Source organism: bacterium, assembly GCA_016873475.1.
Taxonomy (GTDB): domain Bacteria; phylum Krumholzibacteriota; class Krumholzibacteriia; order JACNKJ01; family JACNKJ01; genus VGXI01.
Window position 1 is genome coordinate 1 of sequence record VGXI01000174.1, and the last position, 6,642, is coordinate 6,642.

At 65.0% G+C, this 6,642-nt stretch carries 5 protein-coding genes; 4 read left to right on the forward strand and 1 reads right to left on the reverse strand.

Annotation, left to right across the window (positions count from 1 at the left end):
• On the reverse strand, window positions 1–1,159 hold a 1,159-nt coding region (locus tag FJ251_12225; protein MBM4118477.1), incomplete at its 3' end, for a peptidase S41.
• Window positions 1,160–1,357: 198 nt separating this feature from the next.
• Between FJ251_12225 and FJ251_12230 the strand changes: the two genes are divergently transcribed.
• The 4 genes from FJ251_12230 to FJ251_12245 form a co-directional block, all read left to right on the forward strand.
• Entirely contained in the window at window positions 1,358–4,801 is a 3,444-nt protein-coding gene (locus FJ251_12230; GenBank protein MBM4118478.1) for a T9SS type A sorting domain-containing protein, read from the forward strand.
• On the forward strand, window positions 4,791–5,288 hold the full coding sequence (locus tag FJ251_12235; protein ID MBM4118479.1) for a hypothetical protein: 498 nt from the start codon (window positions 4,791–4,793) through the stop codon (window positions 5,286–5,288). The genes FJ251_12230 and FJ251_12235 overlap by 11 nt, the downstream gene beginning before the upstream one ends.
• Window positions 5,289–5,451: 163 nt before the next feature.
• Window positions 5,452–5,979 (forward strand): hypothetical protein, encoded by a 528-nt coding sequence (locus FJ251_12240; GenBank protein MBM4118480.1) that lies wholly within the window; start codon window positions 5,452–5,454, stop codon window positions 5,977–5,979.
• A gap of 62 nt (window positions 5,980–6,041) precedes the next feature.
• The coding region (locus FJ251_12245) for an FHA domain-containing protein (GenBank protein ID MBM4118481.1) at window positions 6,042–6,642 on the forward strand (601 nt) is incomplete at its 3' end.

A 6,642-nucleotide genomic window follows, 5' to 3' on the forward strand; every position in this document is an offset into this window, starting at 1 on the left:
AGATGTCGTCGCCGCCCTCGCGGTCGCTCACGAAGAGCAGGGTCTTCTCGTCCAGCCAGGCGAGGTCCTTTTCGCGCGCCACCGTTTCGGTGAGGCGCACGCAGTCCTTCAGCTCGCCCTCGCGCACGAGCCCCGCGTAGAGCTCGCCCTCGACGACGAACGCGAGTTGCGTCTCGCCGGGCCCGAAGGCGAACTCGGTGGCGCCCTCGGCCATCAGGCGGCGAGTGACGGCGTTGGCCTTGTCGTCGGCGGGGCAGTCGATGGCCGGCGAGACGGGCGTGCCGCCCGCTGTGGGCAGGACCCAGAGGCGGCCCTCGGACTCGAAGGCCGCCCAGCGGCCGTCGCGGCTGACGGAGAGAAAGCCCATGTCGTCGGCGAGCCGCGAGATCTGCACAGGCGCGCCTGCGGCACCGAGGCCCGCCGCGCTGACGGCGAGGTCCTGCCGCCAGAGGTTCTTCACGCCGTCCTCGCGCTCGCTCTGGAAGAAGAGCGCGCGGCCGTCGCCGCTCCAGTGGGGGAGGTCGTCGTCGCCGGGCCAGTCGATGAGCTGGAGGCTCGCACCGCCTGCGGTGGGTCGCAGCCAGAGGTCGCGGCTCGCGGGGCCGCGGTAGCCGCGCCGCCACCACTCGGTCGCGCCGCGCACGTAGGCGATCCACTGACCGTCGGGGCTCAGGCGCGCGGCCCAGGCCTGGTCCTGGATCACGCGGACGGGCCGCCCGCCCGCGCGCGGCACCGCGTAGAGCAGGAACTCGCGGCTCTCGCGGCTGGAGCCGAAGTAGAGCGTCCTGCCGTCGGGGCTCCAGTCGTAGAGCTCGTCGTGGTCGCTGTGGACGGTGAGGCGTTCGGGCACGCCGCCCGCGGCCGGCACGACGAAGAGGTCGGCGTTGCCGTAGCGGTCGCTCGTGAAGGCGATCTCGCGGCCATCCGGCGACCAGCGGGGCTGGGCGTCGTAGGCCACGTGGTCGGTGAGCTGGCGCGCGGGGCCGCCGACGCGGGGCGCGACCCAGAGGTCGCCCTGCCAGGAGAAGGCGAGCTGGCTGCCGTCGGGGCTGAGGGCCGGGTGCCGGGCGCCGAAGGGCTCGAGCGCCCCCGCGGTGGGGGCGAGAGCAAAGAGCGCGAGCGCCAGCAGGGCGCCGCGGGACGCGTGGCGAATCGACATGGGGTCCTCCCTGGCAGGCGGGGGTCAGCGCGAAGCGGGCAGTGTAGCACGGGGGCAGTGCTCACGCATTGCTCAGAAGCCGCGTGCCAGCCGGAGGTGGCTACTGGGTCAACCGCACGCGCAGAGCGGGAAACCGAGCATCTCACAGAGAATTTGTGTAACACAAAGGTGTCACTGCGGACAAACACTTACTCCTCAATGGAAGATCTCAGCAGTTTCCGCTTGCGCCACTGCCGCAAGTATGTGCTAGATCAATACAAGCCGAGGGGGTCTGATATGATCTTGGGGAAGCTGCACCGTCCAAGCGTCCGTTTCTGTTCGATCTTCGCACTTGCCGTCTTTCTGGCGGCCCCGGCTCCAGTCGGGGCCTTTTTGTTTCGAGGCTGCGAGGACACGCCTAGCCTCGAATGCGCATCCGGCGAAGCGCCGGTCTCCGTAGAGGAGTACTATCCGGCCATTTTCGACAGCAATCCAGTCTTCAAGAACCACTTCGACGTCTACGTCTGTTGGAGGCCAGGTACTGCCGAACAACCGGGCGCACCGTACGCACGCTGGAATGTAGCCGATCTCCAGGAGTTCGCGAACTACATCGTCGACCCCCGACTGGGGGACGAGGCCGGTCTCGCGAAGCTCGTCCTGGACTACTTCGGCGAGGATGTCTTCCCCGCGAACGACCACTTCGGCATCAACACCGCCGTGCAAGGGCAGAACCAGGATGTGGGCTTCTTCAAGATCTACCTCTTCGACACTTGCCGCTGGATCACCGCCGGGGTGGACTACATCAGTGCGCACATCGAAGGCACAGGCGGACAGTACCTGCTTCCCGAGGTCGTGGCGCACGACGCCTTCTTGCACGAGTGGCAGCACGTCTGCCACAAGACCTGGATGCGCGTCGGCTACGGCATCGATAGCTTCGATACCTTCAATGAGATGTGCTCGGTGCTTGCGGTGGCCAAGTACGGGCGGGAGATTACGGGCACGGGAACCTCGCCGTACGAAACTTCGATTGCGAATCACTTCGGCGACAGGAACTTCACCTCTGCCTGCATGAACGCGGTGCCCGTCAACCAGGACGACGACCCGCCCGTTCCGCCCGTGTGCGAGGCGATGTACGGCAACGTCTACAACGACTGGGCGATGTTCGCGATCTACCTGGACAATGTGTTCACGCTGCCGAGGCAGGCGCTGGAAGACAGCCTCGTCTACCGCTGGATCCGGGAGTTCACTCCCACCGCGGAAGGCGGGCGGAAGTACCATCACGATTTCCCAGGGCTCGGCACGGTGCTCGATGATGACCAGCTCGACCACCTCTTCTCGTCATCATCGGCAAGCCCGCAGCAGCGCGTGAACGAAGCGTACCGCGGTTATGCCATGGCGAAGTTCCTGAACCTCCAGACCCCTGCGGCTGGCCAGGAGATCTACCAGTGGCGAAGCGGGGCGCAGCCCCAGGAGCTGTACAACTTCCTCCAAGATGCGAACGGCTACTGCTACGACAACATCCACACGTTTCCACTCTACCACGACTGCACGACGGCCCGGCAGGAAGTCTCAGGCTGGCAGCGGAGCGACGTGTACTGGCCGACTGACTGCCAGGCGGACGAGTACTCCTGGTATGTCTCCGAGTGGGAGAAGCGCCGTTTGGTGGGCGTGCAGACTTACGCGAGCAACTACATCGTCTTGCGCCCCCCCGTGGGGGCCGGCGGAGATCTCAGCTTCAGCCTGCGGTTCCTCGATGAGTACCCGTGCATGCACTGCCCGCCAGCTCCGCCCGACGTCTACTCGATCCAGCAGAAGGCTGCGAGCTACGAAGGCCAGGCGATGCTTGCCGTGGATCTCATCGGCTACGATCTGCCGTTCCCGCCTGCGCAGCTAGATCCGGGGACTAACGGCCTGGACGAGTACGGCAGTCGGATGCGCGTCATCGAGACCGAATGGCTAGAGCCCGCCCCCAACCAGGTCGTCGATTTCAACCTCGGGAGCTTCGGCACGGTCGATAGCGATATCAACGCCGTGGCCATTGTACTGTCGGTGGTGCCGAAGGAAGGGGGTTTGGGGAACAACACGAACTCGATGGTTCCTTTCGAGTATCGCTACCAAACGCTCCCGTCGAACATCGCCCTCATCCCCAGCGTGATCGACGAAAGCAACTGCCCTTACGTTGTCGCGGCGGGGACGACGGCCTGGGTCCTGGGCGAGGTGGTCATCGAACCGGGGTGTGAGCTCTGGCTAGAAGAGGGCGCGAGGGTCTACTTCCGTGGCTCCGAAGCCAAGATCACGGCGGCAGGTGGCTCGCTGATCGCGAGGGGAAGCGCGGCCGCGCCGGTGGAGTTCCTGCCCTCGATCCATCCCGACGACACCAACACCGACTACGCAGGGCTTTTCGCAGAGGACATGGGCCTGATCGATCTCCAGTACTGCCAGCTCAACGACGCGGTGCAGATTGGCGCGGACAACGCAATCGTGAGGATCGCCAACTCGATCGTCTACATGGCCGAGAACGATAACAACGCGATCGTGCTCGATCTCCAGAATGGGCCGCGCGACCCAGCCTTCGTGAGCTGCGAGATCTCGAATGTCAATCGCATCTGGCTTGGGTCGGGTAGTGGCCGATCGGCTGAGATCGAGGGCTGCATGATCACGCAGCGCGAGGACTTTCAGTCGCTGCTCTCGATCCCGCCGCCGCTCGTCTACTGCATTGAGGGCTCGCTCTCGATCTCGGAGACGACGCTGTATTTCCTTCGGACCGGAATCCAAGTCGGAGAGAAGTATATGCCTGGTGCACCGAAAGCGACCCTCGGGCCCTATCTCACCCTCAGGCCACATCCCGCCGCGGCGGCGCCGGAGACCGGCATTCAGGGGCGGGGTGCGGCTGAAATCGAGGCCAGGTATTCCGAGATCTGGGACGTGCGCGTCGGTGTCAAGGTCTGGGACAGCGCGGAGTATGTGATGGACCATTCGAAGATCCATGGCTGCGAATATGGGTTGGTCAGCTACGCAAGAAACGGCGTCGTCGACTTGGGAAGTGAGGGTGGCGCAAGTTCCGGAGAGAACTTCATCGCACCCTCAACAACCCTGGCGGACTGCTGGAGGACTATCCCGCAGACAGGGGACTGCGTGCTGGACCCCACTGCGGTGGACATGGTTCGGGTCTATAACGCCACGACGACAACGATCACGGCGGAGCGCAATTCCTGGGGGACCTGCGAAGGCTATCTGGATGACTACGGCCTGGATTGCATGTGCCCCTCGGCATTTTTCCCGCCGAACCCCGTTCGCGTCGACTACTCGCCGTGGACGCCGATGTGGCAGATGGTAGCGTGCGAAAGCCATCCTGAGCCGCCAGGGTTCTTCCTTGGCGCAGGGGCCGCTCCGCTGGAGGCTGAGGGAGCCTGGCCAAACCCTTTCAATGGGCAGATCCAGTTCAGGTTTGGGCCCAGTGGCGCGACATCGAGCCTCGAGATCTTCGACATCCTTGGCAGGAAGATCCGCGACATCGATGCCGTCGTTCTTGAAAGCGGAGATAGGGAGTTCATCTGGCGCGGGGAAACCAACGCAGGGCAAGCCGCCACATCGGGTGTCTACCTCTACCGCCTTACAGATCCAGGGCAAACGCGCAAGGGGAAGGTGGTCTATGTCAAGTAAGCTGTCTCATCTCGGGCTCCGAATGCTCCCAGGGTTCCTTGGCGCGGTACTTGGCCTGTGCTCGACCGTTGCCTGGGGGCTGCAAATCACGGAGGTGCCGCTGGCGATGCGGCAAGACGAGTCAGGCTCGGGCCTGCTGGCCGACATCTCGCTTCCGGATAGCCTGGCTGGAATGGGGCAAATCGTGCTAGAATTATCGGTGCAGACCCTTGGGCTGCCTTCGGCCGAAGACCTTCTCCTGGAGCTTCGGCTCGTCTGTGTTGCCGAGGGAGAGGAGGTGGAGTTGCTCAGTGCGATCGATCTCTATCCGACAGGCGGAGACGGAGCGACACGCCACGTGCTGTTCGACCTATCGGCTCTCGCCGCTGGCGACTCCTTGCCTTGCACGATAGGGAATTCAACGCTCCGTCTTCTTCCCTTAGACGAGAGAGTACGAATTATGCCGGAGGAGGGTAGCGATGCTCTGGGGCAGATGGTTCGCTTCTAGGTGCTTGACCTTTGTTGCCCCATGCGCGGTGATCTCCATCATCGCGCTCGGCGGGTGCCCGGCCGCGGCAGAACCTCGTGGACTGCTCTCCATCGACATCCATGATGGAGTCCCTTATGCACCAATCCTAGTCGCATCGCCCTCTGCCATCGCTGGCAACTTCATGACCTGGGTGGACACCTGGGGCGAGGGCTTCATTGTCCAACGAATGTGGTTCTATCATGGAGGCAGCTACGCCGAGTCGGGTGTCCCCTATGAGATCCACCTCATTGAACGCAATCGCTTCGAGGGAGGCGTAGAGTACTTCTCCCTCATCGCCTCGTTTCAACGGGAGACGACCTGCAACTACTGCTGGGAGGAAACGGGGCCGCTCTACTGGTCGCCGATCGGCGGCTCGAACGAGGAGTCTACCTTCGGCGTGTTCATTCGCCCCTCCTCGCATGGTGGTGCGCTGGGAGGAAGACCGCTTCTCTGGCGGGATCGCTACGCCAATCACACGCACCTCGCGGCTCTCCTGAACGTGTACTTCGGGTCGGGGCCGGCTGCGGCCGGCGATCGCGACCTGTACGAGCTGAACTACTACTTCAGCGACTACGGGCAGGGCGAAGTGCTGCTGGGCATGGAGATCGAGAGCTCGGTGATCGTCCCCACGGAATCCTCGAGCTTCTCGGCAGTGAAGTCACTGTACTGAGGCTGACGGCCGGGGCGTGACAGCGCGTAGACCCGCCGCAGCCCTTGCGCTATGCTGCGGGCATGACGCCCGACGCCCACTACCGCCTCGTCTACACCCCGCCCGGTGGCGCTGAGGAGGAGCTGTTGCTCGCGCCCGAGCGCAGCTACCGCATCGGCCGCGCACTCGGCAACGAGCTGCCGCTGGCCGATCCCTCGGTCTCGCGCCATCACCTCGAGCTGCGCTGGGAGGGCGATCGCTGGCATGCGCGCGATCTCGGCAGCCGCAACGGCAGCAGCCTGAACGGCCGGCCGCTCAGCGGGGAGGCCGTCCTCGCGCCCGGCGACCGTCTCCAGCTCGGCGACGTGGAGCTGTTCCTCAAGGGCGCCGCGCCGCAGGCCGAGGACAGCGGCGCGCTCACCGTCGTCGACGGCGAGCTGGGCCACACCCTGCGCAGCCTGGACACCGAGCACTTCCTCGGCGACCCCTCGCGGCCGCCGACGCCCGGCCGGGGGAGCGTCTTCCAGCGCCTGGACCGCGCCGCGCACAGCCTGCTCACGCGCTGCCCGCACGAGGCCCTGCCCGAGCGCATCGTCGAGCTGGTGGGCACCGTCCTTGCGCCCGACCGCGCCATCCTGCTGCTGCCGCCGGCGGGCCTCGCCCTCGAAGCGACGGCCGACCTCG

Coding starts and splice junctions, on each gene's coding strand:
- FJ251_12235 (MBM4118479.1), top strand. CDS start 4,791: ATGTCAAGTAAGCTGTCTCATCTCGGGCTCCGAATGCTCCCAGGGTTC.
- FJ251_12240 (MBM4118480.1), top strand. CDS start 5,452: ATGACCTGGGTGGACACCTGGGGCGAGGGCTTCATTGTCCAACGAATG.
- FJ251_12230 (MBM4118478.1), top strand. CDS start 1,358: ATGGAAGATCTCAGCAGTTTCCGCTTGCGCCACTGCCGCAAGTATGTG.